We start from the raw sequence: 23,461 nt of genomic DNA, 5'->3' as shown, positions 1-23,461 counted from the left end.
AAGTGAAAAGTTTTTTGTAATTTTGCAGTAATAAATGCCAAGATTATGATTATACACCATTTAGGGGAAACCCCTTCGATTGCCAACCGGTTTCTTGCCGAATTGCGCGATGTTACCATTCAAAAAGACCGAATGCGTTTTCGTAAAAATTTGGAACGCATTGGCGAAATTTTGTGTTACGAGATGAGCAAAACGCTGACCTATCAGCCTGAAACGGTAAAAACGCCTTTGGGCGAAAAAGTTATGCAACTACATAAGGAAGAGGTAGTTATCTGTTCCATATTACGGGCTGGACTGGCACTGCATCAAGGACTTATGAATTTTTTTGACGGAGCGGACAATGCCTTTATTTCGGCGTACCGAAAACACAATTCCGAAACGGATTTTGATATTTTGGTGGAATATTTAGCTTCGCCGTCACTGGAAGGAAAAGTGTTGTTTTTGGCAGACCCGATGTTGGCAACGGGGCGTTCGTTTGTCAATGTATATGAGGCACTTGCACCTCTGGGAAAACCCAAAGCCGTGCATTTATTTGCCGTGATTGGCTCAGAGCAAGGTGTTGATTTCCTGAAAGATAAATTTCCGTCGGATACCCATTTATGGATTGCCACCATCGACCCGAAATTGAACGAAAAAGGCTACATCATTCCCGGTTTAGGAGATGCCGGCGATTTGGCTTTTGGCGACAAAATGCAACAATAAAACACTAAGCGGGATAGCCAAAAACAGCCATAAAATAGTCTCTTTCAGCCAAAAACGTTCTATTTTTTCAATATAAAGGGCAAACAAAATGGAAAGTTGCGCGAAAATGAAAATCGGTTCTTTTGAAAAGAAAACTGCCACCAGCCCCACCACCAAAAACTGAACGATTAGTTGGCTGCTTCCGCTGTGGTATTTACTTTTGAAAAAATATACCACGAGTGAAAGCACGAACATAACCGCCATAATTATCAAAGAGATAAGCATCGGCAGAAACAGCATTTCGCGATAGTCAAACCGCCATAACTTTTCAAAAGCCGGCACTTGATACGGCAGCTTGAAAACAAGCAAAGCAGCTGTTAATAAAATGACTACGCAGAAAAGTGCCAAAAACGGAATCAGCCAGTATTTTCGTTTTTTAGAACCGTAAAAAAGGAGTGATATCCAGATGTTTAACAAAAAAATAAACGCCCAAACGTTTAACAATCCGGCACAAACAATCAAAAAGGAAGCATCGAAAATTTTCTGTGGAACATTTTCTTCCGTTTTTAAGGTCATAATCCGCCAAATGGAAATGATAATCAGCAAATTAGAAGCCACCAAAGCCGGATTGTTAAAAATAAACGGAAAAATAATCGAAAAGATAGCGAAAAAGAAAATGGAATATGAATTGTTTTCAGTAAGTTCGTTCCAACGGTCTATTTTATTAAGAAAAGTCATTGATACTAAAAGCAATAGCAATGAACCTACCCGCGTGAGAATGTGCTTCCAATCCCACGGATTTTCAAAAATAAAATATTCGTAGAGAAAAAGCCCAAAGAGTAAAGCCGTGAAAATGAGCAATAAATTAATGGGCTTTGTGTTTTCAAACCGATTTGAAATCATATACCAAGTTCGTTCTTACAAAAAAATTAACGATAAATCGTTTAGTTACTGACCGTTATGTTAGCACCCGCAACCGAAACGCTGTAATTCAGCAACGGATGTTGTGCTCGTGATTGCTCCGTACTGATAATGTTGCCGTTAACAAGGCTGTAAATCGTTTTATCACAGGGGCAAATCACAAAAATATACGATTTTGTTTGCGAATCACACGCCACAAAACCATCTGTTGTTTTTGAGGCACACCGCAACCCCTCACAACCTGACGGATTTTGATTGGGGCAAGCTGCCTCCCAAGCCACAAACCGATTGTTACCCAAACCGGTAACGAATACGCCTTTGATGCCGATGTTGGGCAAAAAAACCGTATTCTGCGGATATTTCAAGGCATTGTAAGCCGGCAAATCGGTGTTGATTGTAAAAGAAAAACGAGCTTCGCTCAAAAACGGATTTCGTTGCACGTTTGATTTGGAGCAGGCTACCAAAAAAATCAAAAACACCGAAAAAATTTTTATGCCGGTTTTTAAAAATTTCATCTTATTCACTTTAAACAAAATTAAAACACGTATCCAATCCCCAGACAAATCACGCGATTTTTAAAATTGTAATCAGAGCTGAAACCGGTTTGGATAAGCGAAGCTTCACCACTTTCCAAAATATTGGTAAGCCCTTGCAGAAAACGCATCTCAAAAAACCACCCGATGTTGGTTTTGTAATTCAAGCCCACGGCCAATGACATATCAAAGGTGTCCAACGCCTTTTCACTCACGGGTGTGAAAACTCCGTTTTTTTCAAACGAAAAATCAGAATTGTTGAGCAAAAAGTTAAACTGAGGTCCTGCGTGCAAGCTTAATCCTCTGTAAATATTAATTTTAGCAAGCACCGGAGCTGATAAATAATCCAGTTTTAAATTGGTTTTTCCCACAACGGGCGAATACACCCTTGCCCCGATTCGTGAGTAAACGGCTTCGGTTTGGAGTGAGAAAAATTTTGAAAAAGGAAATTCAAGCGTAACGCCTGCGTAAATTCCGCTTCGGTTGTTCACGCTTGCCCCTTCGGTTGTATTGCCCACCAAAACGGAGTTGTTGTAACCGGCTCTTACGCCTAAATATTGAGCTTTCATCTGCCAAGCGGCAAATACCAGAAAGAATAATAATATCTTTTTCATTGTATAAAATATTTATATGTGTGGCAAATGTACCACTTTTTATCGATATGGATGTTTAACAACGGTATTTTTAAGCAATTTATATTTTTTTGGTGGTAATTATTTTCACCGGACAAGCTTTTTGGGCAGCCTCACAAGGTTCTAAAATACTATCATCGTGCGATTTAATTGTAAAAAAACCTTTTTTTTCGGTGGAACGAAGCAACACGCTTTTGCCGTCTTTTTTTGACATCTGAAATTGTTCAGGCGCCATTTCCACGCAATAATTGCAGCCGATGCACTTATCGCGTTGTAAGGTTACTATGACCATTTTTAATTATTTTTCGATTTTATTTATTGTTTGCAAATATACTTGTTTTGGAGTTAAAAAACCAAAAATCTTTTCTGACAATTTTCACAATGAGATTATTGATTTCGTATTTTTGTATACCGCTAAAAATCAGCTGTATTTTCGCAACTTGCAACGCGAGCGCTCCCGTCTCTCATTCGGAGCGCTCCCGCCGGTTATCCGAAGCGGTCGCGTTACTCAACGGGAGCGCTCCCGTTAAACCTCGGGAGCGCTCGCGATATCAGCAGCAATCTATTGGGGGTATACTTGGCACCAAAATTAACTAATATTTTCTTTTATATTGTTATCACCCCAAATAATATTTTATTATCTTCCGGCAATGTTTCGTTCTCCTTTAAATATTCTTTACTATAAAATTAAATTGTCTTGTGTTTCAAAACCACTTCCGTTATAAGTGCCAAAAGTCTTACGCCTCAACAAAATCTTCGTCCTTAAAACCAATGAGATACACTTTTTTAACGGCTCGGGTGAGTGCCGTGTAAAGCCATCGGAGGTAGTTATCGTCTGCCCCATCGGTCAGAAAAGGTTTTTCGATGAAAACAACGTCCCACTGCCCGCCCTGACTTTTATGACACGTAACGGCGTATGAAAATTTGACCTGCAAAGCGTTAAAAAACGGATTTTGTTTCACCTTTTCATAACGGCGATATGCCGTAGGTTCATCTTGATAATCAAGCAATACCTCTTGATAAAGTTGATTGTTTTGCTCGTAGGTTAGCGACGGGAATTCCGATTCAAGCGTGTCGAGCAAAAGCACCGTGTCAAAAGGCGGTTGGTCGGGGTAATCAATCAATTGCACGGAAACTTCGGCAAACCGAAAGCCGTAAAACTCACGAAATGCGTAAACCCGAAGCACCTCCAACGTATCGCCATTGGCAATAAAACCAACAGCAGATGAGTCTTTTAACCAAAAATAATTGTTTTTGACCACCATCAGCAAATCACCCGCCGAAAGCAAATTTTCACTATCAAGAATCACCTTTCGGATTTGTTTGTTGTAAAGCACCGCTCGTTTGTTGGAACGGACAATCAGTACGGTTTGTTCCGAGCCGTATTGTGAATAAGCATCTTCAATGGCTTCTTGTATTTCAACACCTTCTGTTAAGTGTTTGATATCTTTAAACTTATGAAGATTAAATTTGAAATCTTTGTAAAATGAAGCCTCAAAAAGCAATTCCCGAATTTTGGTGGCATTGTGTAAAATTCCGGATTTTTTTCCTTGTCGCACAACTTCATCAAGCTCAATATGACGGACTTCCTTATCATACTGAATTTCCAAATTTTGAACATCCAAAGCCGGACTATAATCGGAATTAACGGGGGGCAACTGCGCCGAATCGCCCATCAGCAAAAGTTTACACCCCGCCCCCGAATACACATAGGCAATCAAATCGTCTAAAAGAGCGGTTTGCTCGCTAAATCGGGCATCGGTATCGGCTATCATTGAGGCTTCGTCTACAATAAATAAGGTGTTTTTGCTCTTATTGGGCTTTCGGGTAAACGAAAAATTTCCGTTTTGACTTTTCGGGTAGTAAATATGTTTGTGTATGGTAAAGGCTTGCTGTTTGGCAAAACCACTCATCACTTTGGCTGCCCTTCCGGTGGGTGCAAGCAGCACGGCTTTGTGATTAATTGCGGGCAAATTTTGCAAGACGCAGTTAATAATTGACGTTTTTCCGGTTCCGGCAAATCCTTTTAACAAAAAAAGTTTTTGACTTGATTTTTCGTCCACCAAAAATTCGGTAAGTTGCTGTAAAGCAATATTTTGAATCAGTGTAGGAGTATGCAAAAAAGCCCCGAGCAAACCGTTAAAAAAGGTATTTTTATCCATAGTTTTTTTGATAGAGATGTCAAAAATATAATTTTTTTTGGCAAAAAACTTTTTTGAATGAAAAAAAATCGTAGCTTTGCAGTAAACCAGTCAAGAAAAAATATTTTTAAACAATGAAAAAAATTTTACAAATTGCACTTTGGGCGGTAGGGTCGTTTTTCTGTTTCCTGATTTATAAATCGGTTACCGGTCCCATTGAATTTAACAAAATTAAAACAGAACGCTACACAGCAGTAATCAGCAAATTGAAAGATATCCGTGATGTGCAAGAGGCGCATCGGGTAATTACGGGTAAATATGCCAATAACTTTGATGAATTAACAAAATTCATTGAAAATGCGCAATTTACCATCACCTCACAACGCGACACAAGCTGGGTGGAGTTTGACAAAAACTTTAAAATTGACGTACTAAAACAAGGAGTTGTTGTAGATACGTTGGGGTATGTTAAAGTGAAAGATTCTTTATTCAAAAACTCTGACCGTTATAAAGACCTCAGATTCGTTCCCGGGGCTCAAAACCCGAAAGAAGAATTCGTTTTAAAAACGGCTTCTCTTGACAAAAACGGGTATTCAGCTTCTGTTTTTGAAGTATCTGTTCCGAAAGAAAAAGTACTTTGGGGGCTTGATAAAGATGAAATCGCCAAAGAAATTGTAAAAACTTCGGTTGAAGATGTGAAAGGTGCAGAAATTAAAGTAGGTTCATTGGAAGAACTTAGCACAAATGGAAACTGGCCTACGTCATACGATGCAAAAACAGCAAGAAAATAGCATATTTAAAACGTATTTCAAGGAATTGTCCATTCAAATTAACTTGGATGGACTTTCTTTTTGTATCTTCAATCCTGTATTGAACTATGTTGAAGCAATTTACAACTTCCCGATAAACTTCAACTACAAAACCAAACAGGACATTGAACAGGAAATTTATGCCGTTTTGGAATCAGAAGAAGACCTTAGGCAAGATTTCAACAACATAAAAGTGTATCACAACACGCCTATTTTCACGTTCATTCCGCAGGCGCTTTTCAACGGAAAGAAAAACGCCATTGAATATTTGAAATACAGCATTGATGTTTCGGCTTTGAAAGAGAATTTTGTGGAATATGACCGCATTGTCCCTATCGACACCGTAAACGTATATATCCCTGATATTCTGATTAATAATATATTAATCGAATACTACGGCGCTTTTGAATACCAGCACTTTTCATCATCACTTTTGCGAATGCTTTTACGGCATTATGCCTCACACGCCTACGAAATTATGTACGTTTATGCCGAGCAAAATTCGTTCTATTTCGTGATGTTTCGCGATAAAAAACTTTATTATTTCAATCGGTTTGAATACCAAACTTTTGACGATTTACTCTATTACATTCTCTTTACCATTGAGCAATTGAACATCAATCCGGAGCGCGTTCCGCTGTATTTCATTGGCGATATGAACATTAACGTACTGATTTGCGAACGCATACAACGTTACATCAAGTACATTTACTTGATGAAGTACAACAAAAGTTATTTTTCGGAAGGAATGGACGAAGGTTTGATACATCAAAATTTCGTGCTGACACAATCGTTTTAAGGCTTCTTTACTAATTTATAATCTATTGAATCTATGCAAAATAAACTAAAATCGGTAGCCGAATTTCACAAGGCTTTCGGACTTAACGTACGCCAAAACCCAACAACGGATTTAAGCGATGCACTCATCACGCTTCGTTTTAAGTTAATGGAAGAAGAAAATTCAGAATATTTGCAGGCGGCTCGCGATAAAAATCTAACCGAAGTAGCAGATGCACTGGGTGATATGCTCTACATATTATGCGGAACCATCATTGAACACGGGTTGCAACACAAAATTGAGGAAGTTTTTAACGAAATTCATCGTAGCAATATGAGCAAACTGGACGAAAACGGCAAACCCATTTACCGAGAAGACGGAAAAGTAATGAAAGGCGCAAATTATTTTCCGCCTGATATTCAAAAAATTATAAACGAATAAAAAAATGCTCTCTACCTGATAGAGAGCATTTTTTGTTTATCGAACGGCAACCAGTTCCACATCAAAAATCAATGGCGCATTGGGCGGAATGACACCTCCAGCACCGCGACTTCCGTAAGCTAAATCGGCAGGAATCACCAAACGGGCTTTGTCTCCTTCTTCAAGCAACAAAATACCTTCGTCCCAACCCGAAATCACTTGCCCCACACCCACCGTAAACGACAGCGGCTGATTGCGGCGATGCGACGAATCGAAAACCGTTTTGTCAAGCAACATTCCGGTGTAATGAACGGAAACGTTATCGCCCACTTGTGCTTTTTTTCCGTTACCTTTGTGCGTAATTTTATAGAAAAGACCGCTTTGAGTTCTTTCAAATCCTTCGGTTTCAGCGGCTAAGGCTTGTTCTGCTTTTCGGTGCTCTTCTTCAAGGCGTTTGGCTTTTTCGGCATTGAAGTTTTCAAAGGCTTGGGCGGCATTCCACTTTTCAGCTTCCTCTCCTACCCGCACAATGGTAATTTCCTCAATTTTATCACCTTGCGCAATGCTGTCCACTACATCTTGTCCTTCAACCACTTGCCCAAAAACGGCGTGTTTGCCATCTAACCACGGGGTTGGCGCGTGAGTGATAAAAAACTGACTTCCGTTAGTTCCGGGACCGGCATTAGCCATTGAAAGCACACCGGGTTTATCGTGTTTTAAGTCGCTAATAAACTCATCATCAAATTTATATCCGGGGTCGCCGGTTCCCGTCCCCAACGGGCAACCACCCTGAATCATAAAATCAGGAATCACTCTGTGAAACGTGAGTCCGTTGTAATAAGGCTCGCCCAAAGGTTTTCTGCTGTTTTTTTGTTTTCCTTCGGCTAATGCCACGAAATTCCCAACCGTTCCGGGGGTTTTATCGTGCGTTAGTTTCACTAAAATACTGCCTTTATTTGTTTTAAACTTTGCGTAAATTCCGTTTTGCATTTCTTTATTTTTTTGAAGTTGCAAAAATAAAGAAGATTTAAAAAATCCGCAAAAATTATCGTTTAAAGTTTTCTGCACTGTGAATTATCTTATTATATTTGCCCGATTTTTATTGTAACAACCCGATAAATTCAGTTTAAAAAGAATTGAAATATCTAAAAAAATGCACTTTTTACCTAAAAAAATAGAACAATACACCACACAACACACTGAAAATGAACCTATTTTATTGCAAGAACTTTCCAAACGAACATTTTTAAACGTATTGCAACCCCGTATGCTGAGCGGGCATTTTCAGGGCAGACTTTTAAGCCTGTTGTCAAAATTAGTCAATCCCGTAACTATTTTAGAAATAGGAACTTACACCGGATACGCCACCCTTTGCCTTGCCGAAGGCTTACAACCCAACGGAATTTTACACACCATTGACGTAAACGAAGAACTGCAAGACCTTCAACGTGAGTTTTTTAACCGAAGCGGAAAAGGAACGCAAATTATTCAGCATTTGGGGCAAGCCATAGATATCATACCGAAATTAAACGCAAAATTCGATTTGGTGTTCATTGATGCCGACAAAAAAAATTACGCCAATTACTTTGATTTGGTTATCGAAAAAATGAATAAAGGAGGCATTATTTTATCGGACAATGTGCTTTGGAGCGGAAAAGTAGTGGAAGAAATAAAGCAAAACGACCAGCAAACAAAAGCATTAATCGCTTACAATCAGAAAATTAAAAATGACCCGCGCGTTGAAACCATTTTGTTGCCTATCCGCGACGGGCTCAGTGTTTCAAGAATCTTATGAAACATTAACACGAAAGATATTTTTAACAAAAATTTATGATTCACTTAACAAATGAGATAAGGTAAAATGGTACCTTTGTATCACTAACTTTTATTTTTGTTTCAAATGAAAAAAATCTTGTTAATGGGTATGTTTATACTCACAGCAATGAGTGCTAAGGCACAGTTTCGTTATGGCGCAAAAGCAGGTTATGAACTTTCTAATTTGAGTATTTCATCACCTGCCAGTAGCGTTAAAATTCTTCTTGGCAACAAATCAGGGTTTTACGCCGGTGGTTTGGTTGAGTACGGCTTTGGCAACAATTTCAGTATTCAGGCAGAGGTGCTTTATGTGAATTTAGGAGGCAAATTAACTGCCGATGTAAGTAAACTTCCTAAAACATTTAATAATGAGCAATTAGGAGAAGAATTTCTAACATCAGTTATTGACGGAAAGGCAGTTGTTACCCTACATCAATTGGCAATTCCGATATTTGCCAAGTACGGATTTGACAAATTTTCAGTAAACGGAGGTTTTGATATAAACGTTTCATTAGGAGTTTCAGCCAGTATGGAGGGAATTGTTGAAGGCAAAAAACGCAATCTTATTGAAGAAATTGAACGAGAAAATCAGCTCAAAATCAATGACGAAGCCAACAAACAATTGAGCTCGGCAACTTTTGGGTTACACATTGGGGCAGAATATGCTTTCACGGATAATTTCTTTGCCGAAGTGCGTTATAATTGGGGACTTTCATCGCTAAACAAAAACTTCACTGATTTTATAAACCTAAAACAACGCCACTTGCAAATTGGTGTGGGATACAAATTTTAAATACTTATTGAGGACTTTTTCAAAAACGACATTTTTAACTAATAATCATTAATTTAGACGTTTCGTTTTTGAAAAAGTCTTTCTTTTTTCGATGAAAAAAGTCATATTTTTACTTTTAATCCATTTTTCCGTTTCGGGACAAACGAACAAAGACTTGATAGGCTATAACAAATACATAGCTATGGGATTTACGTTTTCAAACATTGAAGCAAAAGCCCCCGAAATCAGTAATTTACGATTCCTTTCTGACGTAAAACAAGGATTTTTTATTGCCGGTGGAAAGCAATGGCAAATCAGCTCGTCGCTTCTAATAGATATTTGTTTAAAAATCGCACAATCAGGCGGAAAATTAGAAAATACAACCTTCTTCATCAAAAAGACTTTTCCGGACGAGATTGAAAAGTACCGCAACGCAACACTAAAATTAACTATCTATCAAGTAAGTACAGAAATTAATTTGATTCATTACATCGGCAAATTACGAATTTATACCGGCATACAACCTTCTTTAATTTTTTACGGAACTTTGTCAGAAAAAAACACTAAAGCTCCATCTCCTCCAATCCCATTTCCTCCTGAGCATCAAGAACCTACAAAATTAAAAGGCAATTTTGACATTTTCAGCTTACGAGGACAAACGGGAGTGTCTCTCCAATTAAACAAACGACTCACCGTAAAAATTTCATACCATTTTGGGATTTTTAACACCTATGAAGTTTACTTCGAAAAAACAAAAATCCAATTCAACCACAATTCCATTCAAACCGGATTGGGATACTATTTTGATTTTTAAAGAAATAACAGTGTTATTAGGATATTAATTACACTATTTCAAAGTAAAATCACTTTGATTAACTTCTTGCGGAACGCCATCAACTGAAACCTCCAAAAGGTTGCCATAATAACCGCATTTTTCATTCCCGAGATGACTTCCTTTAACATCAAGGCGGTATGTTTTAGCCTTGTTTTTCAGATAGATAGTTTCCGTTTTATTGGTATAAAAATCAACCCGAGTGGCAAAAATACCTATCGATATATGTTTGGACTCACCGATTTCAATATCATACGCCATAGGCAAGTTGTTTACCAATTTATATACTGTAATGTTTTGCGTATCTGCCTTCCCTGTATCATTCACGAAATAAGCATATTGAGAAGAATTTTCCGGAATAATTATTTGAAATATTTTAGGTTGATTTTGACAATAAATCACCTCCTTCTCACAGTTTACGAGAAAAGGCAACAACAAAAAGAGACATAAAATTTTTTTCATATTATTATGGTTTTTACTGTCGATTGTTTCGTACAAAGTCACAAAAACAAAATGAATTAATCGTCAAAAAACTGTTTTTTTAATATTTAATTGATTGAAAAATGAACGTTTTTAATCATATGCTCAAATAAAATGCTTATTTTCGCCGTCTGAAAATTAGAAGTTGTACAGAAAATGACTCAAAAAACACTTGAAGATTTGGAGTTTGGCACGGTACTTTCACAAATTTCCGAAATTTGCCAAACCGAACTGGGGAAAAAATATGCACTGAAAATCAAACCCTTTGACGATAAAGAAGCATTGCTTTTCGCCTTACAACAAACCAACGAATACGTGTCTTCTTTTCAAAATAACAACGTGATTCCCGCTCACGGCTGCGAGAAAGTAAGCTCGGAAATCAAACTGCTTCAAATTGAGGATACTACGCTGGAAATTGCCGGCATTCGGAAACTCTATACGCTTTCGCAAACCGTTAATATGCACATTCTTTTCTTTCGAAAATTTAAAGAATTGTACCCGATTTTGCACCAAACTTCCGAGAGCATTGAGTACACCACCGAAATTGCGGAAGCCGTCGAAAAAATTATTGATAAATTTGGCGAAATCAAAAACGAAGCCTCACCCGCTTTGGCTACTATCCGAAAGGAAATCAGTCAGTTAAAAGGAAAAATCAACGAGAGTTTTAACCGTGCATTGGCAGAATACAACGCTTCGGATTATTTGGATGACATTCGCGAAACCGTAGTTGAAAACCGTCGCGTGCTTGCCGTAAAAGCGATGCACAGACGCAAGGTAAGTGGCACAGTATTAGGAAGTTCAAAAACAGGAAGCATCGTTTACATCGAACCGAAACAAACCGAAATGTACTCCCGCGAGCTGACCAACTTGCTGTATGACGAAAAGGAAGAAATCCAACGGATTTTAAAGCAACTCACCGCATTTTTGAGCGAATTTGTATGGCTTTTCAAAGATTATCAAAGTTACGTAACAGCCATCGACATTATTTATGCCAAAGCGAAATATGCGCTGAATATGAATGGGTTACTACCTGAAATTACCGACGAACGCATTTTGGACTTGAAGGAAGCCTACCACCCGTTGCTCTACTTGAACAACCAAAAGGAAGGCAGTCCCACCTATCCTCAAAACATTCAACTCTCTGACCAATCGCGAATTATCGTCATTTCGGGCCCGAACGCCGGAGGAAAAAGTATCACCCTGAAAACCATCGGATTACTGCAACTAATGTTGCAAAGTGCGATGCTCGTTCCTGTGCATCATCGGTCAAAAATGTGTTTATTCAGCAGAATTTTAACCGATATTGGCGACAATCAATCCATTGAAAATCATTTAAGTACGTATAGTTATCGACTTAAAAATATGAATTATTTCTTACGGAAATGCAATGCCGAAACCCTGTTTTTGATTGATGAATTTGGAACGGGAAGCGACCCCGAACTGGGCGGAGCTTTGGCAGAGGTTTTCTTAGAAGAATTTTACCACCGAAAGGCTTTTGGCGTGATTACCACCCATTACGCCAATTTGAAGATACTTGCCAATGAACTTCCGCACGCTACCAACGCCAATATGTTGTTCAATGACAAGACGTTAGAGCCCATTTACAAACTCATTGTGGGCGAGGCGGGTAGCTCATTCACCTTTGAAGTGGCACAGAAAAACGGCATTCCGTTCGGACTTATAAATCGGGCAAAAAAGAAAATTGAAAAAGACAAGGTGCGGTTTGATGCCACCATCGCCAAGTTGCAAAAAGAACGCAGCAAAATGGAGAAAACCGCTGAAAATCTGAAAGATGAAGAAACAAAAGCACGCGAAGAAGCCAAACGATTGGAACAACTCAACGACCGCATAAAATCCAAATTGGTGAATTATCAAGAATTGTACGACCAAAATCAGCGAATGATTTCATTAGGAAATAAAATCGACGAAGTTGCCGAGCGGTATTTTTACGACGGCAAAAAACGTCCGTTAGTTTCTGATATACTGCGAATTATAGAAAGTGAAAACGCCAAACGCAAACAACTTTCAAAATTGGAAAAGCACAAACAAAAACAGCAGAAAAAAGAAACCGAAGCCGAAGTTCAAAAACAAATGGAAACCATTCGGGAGCAGAAAAAAGCCGAGAAAAAAGAGAAAATAAAACAAGAAAAAGTCGCCAAAGAAAAAATGCAACGAGCCTTGAAAGTCGGTGATCGTGTGCGGATTAAGGACAGCCGCAGCGTGGGAAGCATCGACAAAATTGAGCGGGACAAGGCCATCGTCAATTACGGAATGTTTACCACCTCCGTTACGTTATCGCAATTGGAATTGGTTGAAAAGAAAAGTTAATATTTACTAAACACTTGTTTTTCCTGTCGCTTTTTAGTAAATTAGCCGTGTAAATGAATGAGATGGGAATCTCACATTTATGTTTTTTCGTGCTATTAGATTTATTTAAACAGAGAAGGGTTGTTTTGAGTAACAATCCTTCTTTTATTTGTATTTACATAAATCTACTATTCTACTTTTAATACACATTTTTTCAAGTAAGGAAACACAAATTGTGTGTAATTTTTATATGCGTTTTGTGTAATTTACACATATTTTAACGAAGCATACACAGTGTACACAAAATTTAATTCAACAACAATACAATGATTACCAATATTTTAAAACAATAATTCTCAACCAGAGTTAATTTGGTACACTTTTTTCAATATAACTAACGTAAACACAAAAAATAAAAGTTATGGCAACAGAAAATTTAACTTCAAGAATAAATAATTTGTCAAATTTGAATCCAGTTGTGATTTATGACGGCATAATGGAAATGATTTTTCAAGAGGATAAAAAACAGGAAAATGTTGCTCAACTGAAAAACGCACCCACTTTTATGGAAAAGGTTTATAAAGTGATCATTACCTTTTTCAAAACAAAAAATTAGGATAAAAACAATTATAATTGGTATAAAACAAAAAATTAGAAAAAAAAAACAAAAATTTATTCATTACTGTAAAATTAAAATTAATCATTAAAACAATCATTTGAAACAGACATTAAAGCAAAAAATTAGAAAAAACTAAATTACAATTTAACATCTTTTAGCACAAAAAACAATTATTAATTTTTAAAGTAAAAACTTATGAAAAAAACTTTATTTTTAAGCGTATTAGCATTAGGTAGCCTATCGGCTTTTGCACAGGAAAGAAATGTAGAAATTGAAAAATCAGCGGTTACTGCCATTCAAGAGGAAGAGTACACCGAAGTTGAAAAAGATAAACTCCCTGCCGCTGTGGTAGAGGCTTTTGCAAAAACCTATGAAGGAGCAACCATCAACAAAGCATTTGTCAATGCCAAGGAAGAGTACAAAATTGAAGCAACCGACAGTAATTCAGAGGCTTTCGTGGTGTACTTTGACAAAGATGGAAACCTGTTAAAAAAATAAAATAGGAGTTAGTAGTAGTATTTATATGCATTGTGAAAAAGGACTTTCTGTATTCAGAAAGTCTTTTTTTATGCTTTTTGGATTTTTCAATAAAAAAAACAGCACAGGTTTCTGTGCTGTTTTTCATATTTTACTTGATTATACCGAAAGTATCTTATTAAACGTATAACTCGGTTGCATCGCTTCGTACGTTTTTTTCGTTTCGGGGAAGTAATATCCGTTGATATTAACGGAATTCCCTTGTACTTGGGCAAGTTCCGAAACGATTCGTTCTTCATTGTCTTTCAATTGTTTAGCAATCGGAGCGAACTCCCTTGCCAAATCAGCATCTTGCGTTTGTGAGGCTAAGGCTTCCGCCCAGTAAAGTGCCAAATAGAAATGACTTCCGCGATTGTCAAGCTGACCTAATTTTCGTTGTGGCGACTTGTCGTTTTCCAAAATTTTCTCGGTCGCCTCGCCCAACGTATTTGCCAAAACCAACGCTTTCGGGTTGTTAAAAGTGTTTGCCAAATGCTCCAACGAAACTTCCAACGCCAAAAACTCGCCTAGCGAATCCCAACGCAAATAATTTTCACCCAAAAACTGCTCCACGTGTTTGGGGGCTGAACCGCCTGCACCCGTTTCAAAAAGTCCGCCACCGTTCATAAGCGGCACAATCGAAAGCATTTTGGCACTGGTTCCTAACTCCAAAATCGGGAACAAATCCGTTAAGTAATCGCGAAGTACGTTGCCCGTTACCGAAATCGTATCCTCGCCTTTCGCCAAACGATTGAGCGTGTAGCGTGTTGCTTCTTCCGGGGATAAAGTTTTAATTTCCAGTCCGTTAGTGTCGTGCTGACGTAAATATTTCGTTACTTTTTTGATAAGTTCGGCATCGTGGGCACGTTTTTCGTCTAACCAGAAAACGGCGGGCGTTTGTGTGGCTTTGGCTCGCGACACGGCTAATTTCACCCAATCCTGAACAGGAGCGTCCTTCACTTGGCACATACGCCAAATATCACCAACTTCCACATTTTGTGATAGATACACAGTTCCGTCTTCGCCCACTACGTTCACCACACCATTGTGTTCTATTTCAAAAGTTTTGTCGTGTGAACCGTATTCTTCCGCTTTTTGTGCCATCAATCCCACGTTCGGTACGGTTCCCATTGTGGTGGGGTCGAAGGCTCCGTTTTCCTTACAGAAATTGATAACTTCGGTGTAAATTCCCGCGTAACTGCTGTCGGGAATAACCGCCAAAGTGTCTTGCGTTTCGCCTTTGGCATTCCACATTTTTCCCGAATTGCGAATCATTGCCGGCATCGAAGCATCGATAATTACATCACTGGGAACGTGCAAGTTAGTAATTCCCTTGTCGGAATTCACCATCGCCAAAGCGGGGGAATTTTCCAAAGCAATTTGGATATCTTTTTCTATTTTTTCTCTTTCAGAAGATTCTAAATTTGCGATTTTTGCAACGATATCGCCAAATCCGTTATTGGCATCAGCACCGATTTTTTTGAGCGTATCGGCGTGTTTTTCAAATACATCGGCAAAAAACGTACGTACGGCGTGCCCAAAAATAATCGGGTCGGAAACCTTCATCATCGTGGCTTTCATATGCAAGGAAAACAACAATCCGTTTTCTTTTGCCACTTTCACCTGTTCTTTTAAGAAGGCGAGTAGGGCTTTTTTGCTCATCACGGCAGCGTCAATGATTTCGCCTGTTTGTAATGCGGTTTTTTCTTTCAAAACGATTTTTTCACCCGATGCGGTTACTAGTTCAATCTTCACGTTATCAGCCTTTTGGGTTGTAACGGATTTTTCACTATGGAAGAAATCGCCCTGCTGCATTGTTGCCACCTGCGTGCCGGAATCTTTCGCCCAAGCCCCCATACTGTGCGGGTGTTTTCGGGCGTAATTTTTCACGGCTTTGGGAGCACGACGGTCAGAATTTCCTTCGCGAAGCACCGGATTTACGGCACTTCCTTTCACTTTATCGTAGCGCGTTTTGATGAGCTTTTCGGCTTCGGTTTTCGGTTCTTCCGGATAGTCGGGCAAATCGTAACCTTTTGATTGTAATTCCTTTATGGCAGCCACCAACTGCGGAACCGACGCACTGATGTTAGGCAATTTGATAATGTTTGCCTCGGGCTGGGTTGCCAGTTTTCCGAGTTCAGTAAGGGCATCTTCCACTTGTTGTTCTTTCTTTAAAAAATCAGGGAAGTTTGCCAAAATTCGCCCTGCTAATGAAATGTCTTTGAGCTGAAAATCAATCCCCGACGAAGCCGTAAAACGCTTAATAATAGGTAATAAAGAATGCGTAGCCAAAAGCGGTGCTTCGTCCGTTTTTGTATAAATAATGGTTGCTTTTTTAGTCATTTTTCTTTCTATTTTTACATATCTATTTACAAAAGTAGCTAATTATTTTGAAACAAAGCCTTTTTTCAGCATTAAAATAACAATAACACTTAAAAAGCTTTGATTACCTTTTCAAAAGCGATAATGGTTTGGTCTAAATCAGCATATGAAAGAGCATCATTCAGGAAGTAACTCTCAAAGGCGCTTGGCGGTAAATAAATACCTTCGGCAAGCATTCCGTGGAAGTATTTTTTGAAAAGTTCCATATTACTTTTAGCCGAAGACACAAAATCAACTACCTGATTTTCATTAAAATGCAATGAAATCATTGAGCCAAACCTGTTAATTTGAAACGGAATGTCGGTAGCCGAAAGTACCGCTTCAAATCCTTTATGTAGATATTCTGTTTTTTTGGCGAGACTTTCAAACACTTCAGGACGCTGATTCAACTCGGTAAGCATCGCCAAACCGGCACTCATCGCCAACGGATTGCCGCTCAACGTACCCGCCTGATACACGGGACCTTCGGGCGCTAAAAAACGCATAATTTCACGGCTTGCTGCAAAAGCCCCTACGGGCAATCCGCCACCGATTACTTTCCCGAAGGTAACAATATCTGCCTTTATACCAAGAACTTCCTGCGCCCCTCCTTTTGCCAAGCGAAATCCGGTCATCACTTCATCAAAAATAAGTAAACTTCCGTTTTCAGTACACAATTTACGCAAGGCTTCCAAAAATCCTGCTTGGGGCGGCACACAGCCCATATTTCCGGCTACGGGTTCGATAATCACGGCAGCGATTTGCTCAGGATTGGCTTCAAAAAGCACTTTTACCGACTCTATATCGTTGTAAGCAGCTAAAAGTGTGTCTTTTGCCGTTCCTTGCGTAATACCGGGGCTGCTGGGACTACCAAAGGTAACCGCTCCACTGCCTGCTTCAATCAAAAACGAATCGGAATGCCCGTGATAACAACCTGCGAATTTGATAATTTTTTCGCGGTTGGTGTACCCACGTGCCAAACGCACGGCACTCATACAGGCTTCGGTTCCACTGTTTACAAAACGAATTTTATCAATATTCGGAACCATCGAAACAGCTAACTCGGCAATGCGGATTTCTAACTCGGTTGGTATCCCGAACGAGGTTCCGCAAGCGGCTTTTTCGGTAATGGCTTTAACCACCGGCCGGTGGGCGTGCCCTAAAATTAACGGACCCCACGAGGCAATATAATCAATATACTTTCGATTATCCTCATCGTAAAGATATGCTCCTTGCGCTTGTTTTATGAAAATTGGCTCTCCGCCTACTGCATTAAAAGCCCGAACGGGCGAATTAACCCCACCGGGCAATACTTTTTTTGCTTCGGCGAAAAGCTCACTGCTTCTTTTATACAACATTTTAAAACTATTACAAATTATTTCGCAAAGATATTAATTTTACGGGCATTTTGCAATGATTTGATTATTTTTTAAATGGTTGTTTTTCTTACCTAAAAACTTGGCAACGTTTTGGAATTTCACCAATATTTTGCTTTAAAAAAATTTAATTTTCAGCAAAATAAAAATCGGTTATTCACTTGCTGAATAACCGATTTTTACCACGTTTTTCTAAATTTCTGTTATTTGTTAATGGCAGGGTCTTTGATTCCTTCTTCAATCATATTGTAGAATTGATCCAATTTCGGAAGCACCACAATGCGGGTTCTTCGGTTTTGAGCCTTGCCTTCTTTGGTCGCGTTGCTGGTTACCGGAACGTATTCACTGCGTCCGGCGGCAGTCATCCGCGAAGGGGTAACCCCGAAATCGTTTTGCAATATACGCACTACCGCAGTGGCTCGAAGCACGCTCAAATCCCAGTTATCTTTTACGGAACTGTTTGCCCTAAACGGCACATTATCAGTATGTCCTTCTACCATAAATTCAAAATCGGGTTTATTTTTAACCACAGCGGCTACTTTGCCCAACACTTCTTTGGCTCGGCTGGTAACGGCATAACTTCCGCTGCTGAAAAGCAATTTATCGGAAATATTTACGAAAACCACTCCTTTTTCAACCTTAATTTCAATATCTTGGTCGTCCAAATTCCCTACGGCTCCTTTCAGGCTTTGTACCAAAGCCAAATTAATTGAGTCACGGCGCGTTACGGCATCGCGTAAGTTACGGATTGTCAAATCCTTTTCGCGAAGGCTTTCCAATGATTTTTCAAGGTTTTCAGCTCCTTTTTGGGTCAGCGTGGTTAAATTGCCCACATTGCTGATAAGTTGCTGATTGTTTTCTTTAAGCAAATCATTTTGATTTTTGAGGCTTGTTACCTGATGTTGCAAACTCTCATAATCTTTCAAACATACATTCAATTTCATTGTTGCCGTGTTTAGCAAATCTTCGGTTTGTTTGTGTTTCTCTGCCAATTCATTATACTTTTTATTTGAAACACAAGATGTTGCTAAAAAACCGACCAATGAAACAACAACTAAAATTTTTCTCATTTCTAACTTTGTTTATTTTATAAGGTTCGTGTGCAAATTTACTATTTTTTCTCAATTAAGCTCGTTAAAAAACTTTTTATTTTTAACAAAGTATGCCCAAACCACTGATTTTATGTAATAATACGATGAAAACAAGCCAGGTGTTCGCTTACTTTTAACAGCAAAAAAACGCTTATAAAAACCAAAATGAGCCCGAACGATTGCCCACGTAAACCAAAACTTACCTTGCAAAGCAAATCGTACGCCCGCTATGCCATCAAGCACCATCCGCAAGAATAAAGTGCTATACAACCCTTGTTGAGGCAGGTTTTTCAAAAGCATAAACAGGCTGTTTCGAAAATTGAGATAGGTTTTTTGCGGATTATCGGTTGGCAAGGTAGCTCCTCCGATATGATAAACCACGCTTTCAGGACTAAAAACCACCTTTTTGCCCAAGTGATGCAATCGCCAACAGAAGTCAATTTCCTCTTGATGCGCAAAAAAATCGGTGTCAAAGCCGTTAAGCCGATGAAAAACAGCTGAACGGACAAAAAAACAAGCGCCAGAAGCCCAGAAAATTGTTTTTTCAGTGTCATACTGCCCGTTATCGGTTTCGATGGTATCAAAAATACGTCCTCGACAGAACGGAAATCCGTATTTATCGATAAAACCGCCCGCCGCACCGGCATATTCAAACTTTTCACGGTGTTTGTAGTCCAAAATTTTGGGTTGAACCGCCCCTACGGCATCATCGGCAAACCATTTCGGGACGTTTGCAAGCCAATTTTCGGTAACCTCAACATCTGAATTAAGCAAGCAGTACACATCGGCTGTAATTTGCTCTAATGCAGCATTGTAGCCTCGGGCATATCCTCCGTTAAAGGGCAGTTCAATTACTTCGACCTGCGGAAAATCAGTTTTCAGCATCGTTACCGAATCATCTGTTGAAGCGTTATCTACCACATAAACAGCAGCTTGGGGAGAATAACACAACACCGAAGGCAAAAACTTCTCCAAAAGCGCCCTTCCGTTCCAATTGAGAATTACAACAGCAACTGTCATCGGTTTTACTTGATAATATATTGTTCCTGAGAGTACTGCGATACCCGAAATGCCCCCAACGGATTTTTAGTAGCATCTTTTGTATTGACAATATTGCCGTAAACCCGCGTCGGAACGGTGTACGAAGGCGGACCACCACGTCCGCCACCATCACTGATGGCTACACTTCGTAACAACTTGGCTATTTGCATATAATCGGGCGAAATGCGATACAGACTCATTTTTATGGTGTCATTCACCTTCAATTCGTGTTCCAAACCAAGTGTGGTGAAAAAGAATTTTTTACGTGCTAAAAACTTATCGTCTAACGTAAAAAGCTCATCACGAGCCGTGTCGTTCATTTTCACCAGATAGTTATTTTCTTCGTTTTCAATGCCGTCAAAAAAGAATTTAACTTCTATTTTATCACCTAAAAACCCGCCGTTGTTGTTCTGTTCAGCCCGCGAAACATCAATAGTGGCTGTTTCGTGCATCGTTGCTTTTGCGGTATACGATTCTCCCTGAAAATCAACTCGTAACTCATATTCCTGATTTAAGGCCGGGATAAATTCTTCTTTGCAAACGTAAAAACTTCCGCCTACGCCAAAAGGAATGTCAAAATAAAAACCCGGTACTTCGTACGGAATTGCCTCAAAAGACATTTCGGAAAGCGCAAACTCCTTGCCGTTTTCAGCAATGATTTTCACCACGGCACCCCGCACGGGTTTTGAGATGGCATCGTGGTAATAATCGCGCGTATGGGTCAGATGCACAACGGGATAGGCTTTATTTTCGCCTTTTTTCCAATCAATACGGGCATCAATGACCAACATTTGGGCTTGTGAATCAAGGTTCACGTCAATCACTTCCTCGCACGAAGCCAGTAACATCAGTAAAAAACAATAGACGTAAAATTTTTTTTTCATCATTAAAACGTAAAATTATAGGTTACACTGGGGATAATCCCGAAAATAGAAAGTTTGACCGCCTCGTTTTGGCGTGTGGTTTCATTTTCACGAAACGAAATTGATACGGCATTTTTTCTGTTGTACAAATTGTAAATCCCGAAAACCCATTCGCTCTTCCAGCGTTTGTTTTGGCGCTGTGGGGTATAGGTTGCCGATACATCAAGCCGATGATAGGTAGGCAAGCGGTATTCGTTTCGTTTACTGTAATTCAGAATGGTTTGCCCCAAATAATCATACGCCCCAACGGGATAATTTGCCGGAAGCCCCGTTTGCAAATTGAATGCCGCACCGAACGTCCATTTGGGGTTGAGTGCATAAGTAGCCGTTACCGACAGGTCGTGAGGCTTGTCATAAGGCGTGCTGTACCACGCCCCGTTATTAATTCCGGGCTCATCGGGTGTTCGCCCTTGGGTTTGTTGTTCTGACTTTGAAAGCGTGTAGGCAATCCAACCGGTGAGTTTCCCCGTGTTTTTACGAAAGAGCAATTCCAACCCGTAAGCACGACTGTGCCCGCTCAGAACCACCTGTTCAATGGCTTCGTTGGCGATAAGGTCGGCTCCGTCAATGTAATCAAGTCGATTTTGGGTGGTTTTGTAATATGTTTCAGCTTCAAAACTGTACGCATCTTCAAGAAAATTACCGGCATAGCCCACCGCTACCTGATTGCCCAGTTGCGGTTTGAGGTAACGGTCGCTCGGTGTCCAAACGTCGAGCGGTGTGGGTGACGAGGTGTTTGAAATCAAGTGCAAATACTGCGCATTTCTGCCGTAACTTGCCTTTACGGAATGGTTGTCATTCAGTGCATACGACAAGGTAAGACGGGGTTCGAGATGCCCGAAAACATCAATGAGTTTCCCGCTGCCGTACTCTTGTGTTCCGATGGGTGTTGCCTTTTGATAAATGCGACGTGCGGCATTAAAATCCACGGCTTCATCGTTTTTATACCGATTCAGCACGCGTGCCCCCAACTGATAAAACGAATTGATGCGCAACCCGTACGACACATTGAGTTTTTCGGTAAGTTTATGTTCCGCCTCGGCATAAATACCTGCTTCAATGGCGTACTTATTAGGTAAATAACGTTCTTTAATGTACGAATCGGGCGAAGTGGGTGCAAGTTTGCCCGGCACAAACCGATAGCCGATGGATTGAAGTCCGTACGAGAGCTTTAAACGCTCGGAAAGATAGGCGCGAAAATCGTATTTCAGGTTTATGTTCTGAATGCCCGAATTCCATTCAAAACCAATGCGTTCAAAACTAAACCCGTAGTAATAATCACTGAAAATGAGCGACATATTAGCAAAAAGCCGGTCGTTAAAAATATGATTCCAACGCAAATTCACAAGCGAATTTCCGTAAACATTCATCAAATTTTTATTCAAATTGAAAAAATCACGTCCAAAATAGCCCGAAAGGTACAACGTGTTGTTAGCATCGAGCTGGTACGAAAGTTTGGTGTTCAAATCATAAAAATAAGCGCTGTTTTTGTTGTTGGTCAGTTTTAAAAACAAATGCGCATACGAGGCTCTCCCGCCAAGCAAAAACGAACTTCTCTCTTTTTGCAAAGGACCTTCCACCAAAAGGCGCGATGAAAGCAAGCCGATACCACCTGTTGTATGATAGTTATTCCGATTTCCGTCTTTTTGGTAAATATCTAATACCGAAGCCGTTCTGCCTCCGTATCGAGCCGGCATTCCGCCTTTGTAAAGTTTCATATCACGCACCGCATCGGCATTAAAAACGCTCAAAAAACCAAACAAGTGCGAGGCGTTGAAAATGGTGGCTTCGTCAAGAATTACCAAATTTTGATCAACCGCCCCACCGCGAACGTTAAAGCCCGATGAAGCTTCACCGGCGTTACTCACTCCGGGCATTTGCATCAAACTTTTGATAATATCCACCTCGCCTACCAAAACAGGAAGTTTTTTAATCGTTGCAACAGGCACCGTCACCGTACTCATTTCGGGCTTGCGGATATTTGCCTTTTGCGATGTCGTTGCCGAAACCTCAACCCCATCTAATTCAATAGCTTCGGGTGACAATTTGTAATCACGACGGATATTTTGATTCAAATCAATAACCTCTTGATGTGTTTTAAAACCGATATATTCCACCGAAATAGTGTACTTTCCTTGTGGAAGCGTAATGGAATAAAAACCGTACTCATTGGTAGTTGTTCCGGTGTGTAACTCTTTGATAACGAAGTTTACGCCCAATAACTTCTCACCGGTTGAAGCATCGGAAACCACGCCACTCAATGTATATTTTTGTTGGGCAAACAAAGAAGCACCCAAAAACAGCCCCTGCAAGAGCAGTACCATAAAAAATCGCTGCATTTCAGTAAAATAAATTGGATTTTTAATTTCAAACGTTTTTCTCTGTGCAAAGATAGTTTTTTTTTGGATTTTCA

The 23,461-nt window shown here is 39.6% G+C and carries 23 protein-coding genes; 10 read left to right on the top strand and 13 right to left on the bottom strand.

Features of this window, described 5'->3' with window-relative positions:
- Window positions 1–45 precede the first annotated feature (45 nt).
- Entirely contained in the window at window positions 46–702 is a 657-nt protein-coding gene (gene upp / locus Q4D72_RS01565; protein WP_303075663.1) for a uracil phosphoribosyltransferase, read from the top strand.
- Here upp and Q4D72_RS01560 read toward each other — a convergent pair.
- The 5 genes from Q4D72_RS01560 to Q4D72_RS01540 all read right to left on the bottom strand — a co-directional run bounded on the left by Q4D72_RS01560 (window position 655) and on the right by Q4D72_RS01540 (window position 4,929).
- Window positions 655–1,584, bottom strand: a complete 930-nt coding sequence (locus Q4D72_RS01560; protein ID WP_303075662.1) for a DUF6427 family protein — start codon at window positions 1,582–1,584, stop codon at window positions 655–657. The genes upp and Q4D72_RS01560 overlap by 48 nt on opposite strands.
- Before the next feature lie 41 nt (window positions 1,585–1,625).
- Window positions 1,626–2,117: a hypothetical protein gene (locus Q4D72_RS01555; protein ID WP_303075661.1), complete on the bottom strand. Its 492-nt coding sequence runs from the start codon at window positions 2,115–2,117 to the stop codon at window positions 1,626–1,628.
- Window positions 2,118–2,137: 20 nt separating this feature from the next.
- Complete coding sequence (locus Q4D72_RS01550; protein WP_303075660.1) at window positions 2,138–2,749, bottom strand: porin family protein; 612 nt, start codon at window positions 2,747–2,749, stop codon at window positions 2,138–2,140.
- 79 nt (window positions 2,750–2,828) lie between these two features.
- Entirely contained in the window at window positions 2,829–3,059 is a 231-nt protein-coding gene (locus Q4D72_RS01545; protein WP_303075659.1) for a ferredoxin, read from the bottom strand.
- 445 nt (window positions 3,060–3,504) lie between these two features.
- Complete coding sequence (locus Q4D72_RS01540) at window positions 3,505–4,929, bottom strand: ATP-dependent RecD-like DNA helicase (protein WP_303075658.1); 1,425 nt, start codon at window positions 4,927–4,929, stop codon at window positions 3,505–3,507.
- 113 nt (window positions 4,930–5,042) lie between these two features.
- Between Q4D72_RS01540 and Q4D72_RS01535 the strand changes: the two genes are divergently transcribed.
- Genes Q4D72_RS01535 through Q4D72_RS01525 form a run of 3 tightly spaced genes read left to right on the top strand, consistent with a single transcriptional unit; the run spans window position 5,043 to window position 6,936 of the window.
- Complete coding sequence (locus Q4D72_RS01535) at window positions 5,043–5,699, top strand: hypothetical protein (RefSeq protein WP_303075657.1); 657 nt, start codon at window positions 5,043–5,045, stop codon at window positions 5,697–5,699.
- Window positions 5,653–6,516 carry a DUF3822 family protein gene (locus Q4D72_RS01530; protein WP_303075656.1) on the top strand — a complete coding sequence of 288 codons (864 nt, stop codon included), beginning with the start codon at window positions 5,653–5,655 and terminating at the stop codon, window positions 6,514–6,516. The genes Q4D72_RS01535 and Q4D72_RS01530 overlap by 47 nt, the downstream gene beginning before the upstream one ends.
- Before the next feature lie 33 nt (window positions 6,517–6,549).
- The gene (locus tag Q4D72_RS01525; protein WP_303075655.1) at window positions 6,550–6,936 is read left to right on the top strand and encodes a nucleoside triphosphate pyrophosphohydrolase family protein; all 387 of its coding nucleotides are present in this window, start codon (window positions 6,550–6,552) and stop codon (window positions 6,934–6,936) included.
- Window positions 6,937–6,972: 36 nt separating this feature from the next.
- On the opposite strand, the gene Q4D72_RS01520 is transcribed toward Q4D72_RS01525, so the two are convergent.
- A complete protein-coding gene (locus Q4D72_RS01520; RefSeq protein WP_303075654.1) occupies window positions 6,973–7,905 on the bottom strand; it encodes a peptidylprolyl isomerase in 933 nt (310 codons plus the stop codon).
- A gap of 163 nt (window positions 7,906–8,068) precedes the next feature.
- Between Q4D72_RS01520 and Q4D72_RS01515 the strand changes: the two genes are divergently transcribed.
- From Q4D72_RS01515 to Q4D72_RS01505, 3 genes are all read left to right on the top strand, one after another.
- Window positions 8,069–8,710, top strand: a complete 642-nt coding sequence (locus Q4D72_RS01515) for an O-methyltransferase (RefSeq protein ID WP_303075653.1) — start codon at window positions 8,069–8,071, stop codon at window positions 8,708–8,710.
- Between the two features lie 129 nt (window positions 8,711–8,839).
- Entirely contained in the window at window positions 8,840–9,523 is a 684-nt protein-coding gene (locus tag Q4D72_RS01510; protein WP_303075652.1) for a porin family protein, read from the top strand.
- Window positions 9,524–9,614: 91 nt separating this feature from the next.
- Window positions 9,615–10,316 (top strand): hypothetical protein, encoded by a 702-nt coding sequence (locus Q4D72_RS01505; protein ID WP_303075651.1) that lies wholly within the window; start codon window positions 9,615–9,617, stop codon window positions 10,314–10,316.
- Between the two features lie 33 nt (window positions 10,317–10,349).
- On the opposite strand, the gene Q4D72_RS01500 is transcribed toward Q4D72_RS01505, so the two are convergent.
- Window positions 10,350–10,796, bottom strand: coding sequence for a hypothetical protein (locus tag Q4D72_RS01500; protein WP_303075650.1), 447 nt, complete (start codon window positions 10,794–10,796; stop codon window positions 10,350–10,352).
- Between the two features lie 174 nt (window positions 10,797–10,970).
- Here Q4D72_RS01500 and Q4D72_RS01495 point away from each other — a divergent pair, with 174 nt between their 5' ends.
- The 3 genes from Q4D72_RS01495 (at window position 10,971) to Q4D72_RS01485 (ending at window position 14,238) form a co-directional block, all read left to right on the top strand.
- Complete coding sequence (locus Q4D72_RS01495; protein WP_303075649.1) at window positions 10,971–13,142, top strand: DNA mismatch repair protein MutS; 2,172 nt, start codon at window positions 10,971–10,973, stop codon at window positions 13,140–13,142.
- Window positions 13,143–13,542: 400 nt separating this feature from the next.
- Entirely contained in the window at window positions 13,543–13,737 is a 195-nt protein-coding gene (locus Q4D72_RS01490) for a hypothetical protein (protein WP_303075648.1), read from the top strand.
- A gap of 198 nt (window positions 13,738–13,935) precedes the next feature.
- Entirely contained in the window at window positions 13,936–14,238 is a 303-nt protein-coding gene (locus Q4D72_RS01485; RefSeq protein WP_303075647.1) for a PepSY-like domain-containing protein, read from the top strand.
- 138 nt (window positions 14,239–14,376) lie between these two features.
- Here Q4D72_RS01485 and Q4D72_RS01480 read toward each other — a convergent pair whose 3' ends face one another.
- The 6 genes from Q4D72_RS01480 to Q4D72_RS01455 all read right to left on the bottom strand — a co-directional run bounded on the left by Q4D72_RS01480 (window position 14,377) and on the right by Q4D72_RS01455 (window position 23,387).
- Window positions 14,377–16,599 carry an NADP-dependent isocitrate dehydrogenase gene (locus tag Q4D72_RS01480; protein WP_303075646.1) on the bottom strand — a complete coding sequence of 741 codons (2,223 nt, stop codon included), beginning with the start codon at window positions 16,597–16,599 and terminating at the stop codon, window positions 14,377–14,379.
- Between the two features lie 89 nt (window positions 16,600–16,688).
- On the bottom strand, window positions 16,689–17,975 hold the full coding sequence (gene hemL, locus Q4D72_RS01475) for a glutamate-1-semialdehyde 2,1-aminomutase (protein ID WP_303075645.1): 1,287 nt from the start codon (window positions 17,973–17,975) through the stop codon (window positions 16,689–16,691).
- Between the two features lie 221 nt (window positions 17,976–18,196).
- Window positions 18,197–19,063, bottom strand: a complete 867-nt coding sequence (locus tag Q4D72_RS01470) for an OmpA family protein (protein ID WP_303075644.1) — start codon at window positions 19,061–19,063, stop codon at window positions 18,197–18,199.
- 51 nt (window positions 19,064–19,114) lie between these two features.
- Complete coding sequence (locus Q4D72_RS01465; protein ID WP_303075643.1) at window positions 19,115–20,104, bottom strand: glycosyltransferase family 2 protein; 990 nt, start codon at window positions 20,102–20,104, stop codon at window positions 19,115–19,117.
- A 5-nt stretch (window positions 20,105–20,109) separates the two neighbouring features.
- The gene (locus Q4D72_RS01460; RefSeq protein WP_303075642.1) at window positions 20,110–21,012 is read right to left on the bottom strand and encodes a DUF4249 family protein; all 903 of its coding nucleotides are present in this window, start codon (window positions 21,010–21,012) and stop codon (window positions 20,110–20,112) included.
- The gene (locus Q4D72_RS01455) at window positions 21,012–23,387 is read right to left on the bottom strand and encodes a TonB-dependent receptor (RefSeq protein ID WP_303075641.1); all 2,376 of its coding nucleotides are present in this window, start codon (window positions 23,385–23,387) and stop codon (window positions 21,012–21,014) included. The genes Q4D72_RS01460 and Q4D72_RS01455 overlap by 1 nt, the downstream gene beginning before the upstream one ends.
- Window positions 23,388–23,461: the final 74 nt, after the last annotated feature.

The organism is Capnocytophaga sp. (genome assembly GCF_030532915.1).
Lineage (GTDB): Bacteria > Bacteroidota > Bacteroidia > Flavobacteriales > Flavobacteriaceae > Capnocytophaga.
Note: the sequence above shows the minus strand (reverse complement) of the source record. Positions and strands in the feature narration are given on the sequence as shown.